Below are 2,380 nucleotides of genomic sequence, written 5' to 3'. Positions count from 1 at the left end.
ACCCTGCGCTTCTTGTGGGCGTTGACCGCCCTCTTCACACGTGCCACGTGCGTACTCCTTCGAAAATATCTGATCCCAAGCGTCTACTGCCGGATAACCGGCTGGCCTGAGAAGCCGTTTTGGTAGTGGACCGCTGCCGGATGGCAAGCAATCCCGAACTTGGAATTTAGATGCCGAGCATCTTCCGGATGACCTTGGCGTCGCCCTTGAAGACGATCTTGTCGCCGGCGAGGCGACGGGTCAGCCTGGAGGACTTGTGCTCGAGGTAGTGGCGGCGGTTGGCCTGCTGGCGGCGCAGCTTACCGCTACCGGTCAGCTTAAAGCGCTTCTTAGCACCGCTGTGGGTCTTCATCTTCGGCATGGGAACCGATCTCCTTACGTATCCGCAGACCAGGTCTGCAGTCTTTCGCGCAGCCACCCCTGCGGGCGGCGTGCTGGTTGCTTACTGCCGGACATTKCTGTCCGSCAGCCGTGAACTAGTTGGTCTTCTTGCTGGCCGGTTTCGGGGCGGCCTTGGGGGCCGCCGGCCGTGCCGCAGGCTTCGGAGCCGCAGGCCGGGCAACCGGCTTCGGTGCCGCAACCGGCTTTGGAGCCGGCTTCTCTGCCGCCGGCGTTGCCTCCGCCGTAGGCGCCTTCGGAGCGGCTGCCTTCGGGGCTTCCTGCTTCGGAGCAGCAGCCTTGGGAGCGGCTGCCTTCGGGGCTTCCTGCCTCGGAGCAGCAGCCTTGGGAGCCGCGGCCTTCGGGGCCTCCTGCTTCGGAGCAGCCGCCTTGGGAGCCTTGGGGGCTTCCTGCTTCGGCTGTTCCGGGGCGGCTTCGGCCGGAGCCTTTTCGGCTACGGCGTCCTCGGCCTCGGGCGTCTCTGCGGCGGGAGCAGCAGTTTCCGGCGCTTCCGTCTCAGTTGCGGCCGGCGTTTCGGCCTCGGTCCGGACCTGGAAGCCTTCCGGAAGAAGGTCGGCGAGCGACTGCGTCAGGGGCGCGTCGCCGCCTGCCGTGTCGATGCGGCCCGTTACCTTGGCTTCGTTCTCGGCCTTGGCTTCTGCCCGCTGCGTGGCGCGGCGGGCCTCTGCCTTGGCTTCGGCCTTGTTCTTCAGCGGACCCACGACCATGACCATGTTGCGGCCATCGATGCGCGGGCTGGACTCCACGACGCCCACTTCGGCGACGTCGTCGGCAAAGCGCTGGAGCAGGCGGATGCCCATCTCGGGGCGCTGCTGCTCACGGCCGCGGAACTGGATCATGGCCTTGACCTTGTCCCCGGCGCCGAGGAAGCGGAGTGCGTGGCCGCGCTTGGTCTCGTAGTCGTGGGTGTCGATCTTCAGGCGGAACCGGATTTCCTTCAGGACCGTGTTGGTCTGGTTCTTCCGGGCCTCGCGTGCCTTGACGGCGGCTTCGTACTTGTACTTGCCGAAGTCCATCAGCTTGCACACCGGAGGCTTTGCCTGCGGTGCAACTTCAACGAGATCAAGATCGGATTCGGCAGCCAAACGCAGGGCATCCTCGATACGGACAACTCCCACTTGTTCACCTGCAGGGCCGACCAGCCGCACCTCGGGGACGCGGATACGCTCATTGATTCTTGGCTCGCTAATGTTAAAGCTCCTGTGTTCGTGAGGGGTGCTCAGCCGGCAAATGAAGAAGGCCCCCAATTGCCGGTGCAATCGGAGGCCTCGAAGATCGGAACTGCCGGCCTCTTGACGAGGCGGCATGCGTCCACCGCCAGGCATGATGCCCGGGGCGAATGCCCGACCAGTACCCGGCAACCTTGATTCCTGAGGAATACTCGCGGCTGACGCGGGTGGGAGAGAACTCCGCTTGCGAACTGGAAAACTATTCTACAGAAAAAAAGCCCGTTCAACGCACAGGTGCGTGGGCGGTTCAACGTTTGGCTTCAACGCTGAGCTTTTGCTTCCAGCAGAATAACGACATCCAGTCGGTCTGTGACAAGCTTACCAGCATGAGCACAACAGATAGTAATTCACACGTTTACCAGCCTGCCGACGCCCAGGGCGACGTTTCCCAGCAGATCCGGGACATCTCCGAGGTCCCCGCGATCGAGGTCATCACCACCGCTGCCGTCCACCTCATGAGCGCCGCCGCGGTGAAGCTCGGCCTCGCCGCCGAGGACAACGCCGAGGAACTCAAGGACCTGGACGAGGCCCGCAAACTGATCACCGCGCTGGCCGGGCTGGTCACGGCGGCCGCCCCCGAGATCGGCTCCCAGCACGCGGGCCCGTTGCGTGACGGCCTGCGCTCCTTGCAGCTGGCCTTCCGCGAAGAATCCGCCATCCCGGACGCGCCCGGCAAGGGTCCAGGCGAGAAGTACACGGGCGCCGTCAACTAATAGCGRCAGACAACGGCGGCGGGCGGACCGGATCGGTCC

At 64.6% G+C, this 2,380-nt stretch carries 3 protein-coding genes; 1 reads left to right on the top strand and 2 read right to left on the bottom strand.

All coding sequences use genetic code 11. The features are described from left to right. Window positions 1-166: 166 nt before the first annotated feature. Both rpmI and infC read right to left on the bottom strand, forming a co-directional pair. On the bottom strand, window positions 167-361 hold the full coding sequence (gene rpmI, locus AB4Y86_RS16910; RefSeq protein ID WP_009358635.1) for a 50S ribosomal protein L35: 195 nt from the start codon (window positions 359-361) through the stop codon (window positions 167-169). A gap of 115 nt (window positions 362-476) precedes the next feature. Then, on the bottom strand, window positions 477-1,547 hold the full coding sequence (gene infC / locus AB4Y86_RS16905) for a translation initiation factor IF-3 (protein WP_441403326.1): 1,071 nt from the start codon (window positions 1,545-1,547) through the stop codon (window positions 477-479). Between the two features lie 407 nt (window positions 1,548-1,954). On the opposite strand from infC, the gene AB4Y86_RS16900 reads away from it, so the two are divergent. Next, window positions 1,955-2,341: a DUF1844 domain-containing protein gene (locus tag AB4Y86_RS16900; RefSeq protein WP_441403325.1), complete on the top strand. Its 387-nt coding sequence runs from the start codon at window positions 1,955-1,957 to the stop codon at window positions 2,339-2,341. Window positions 2,342-2,380: the final 39 nt, after the last annotated feature.

It is taken from the genome of Arthrobacter sp. 2YAF22_2 (genome assembly GCF_052114645.1).
Classification (GTDB): domain Bacteria; phylum Actinomycetota; class Actinomycetes; order Actinomycetales; family Micrococcaceae; genus Arthrobacter.
The sequence above is the reverse complement of the archived record's forward strand: the minus strand, read 5'-3'. Positions and strand labels throughout refer to the sequence as shown.

Coding starts and splice junctions, on each gene's coding strand:
- rpmI (WP_009358635.1), bottom strand. CDS start 361: ATGCCGAAGATGAAGACCCACAGCGGTGCTAAGAAGCGCTTTAAGCTG.
- AB4Y86_RS16900 (WP_441403325.1), top strand. CDS start 1,955: ATGAGCACAACAGATAGTAATTCACACGTTTACCAGCCTGCCGACGCC.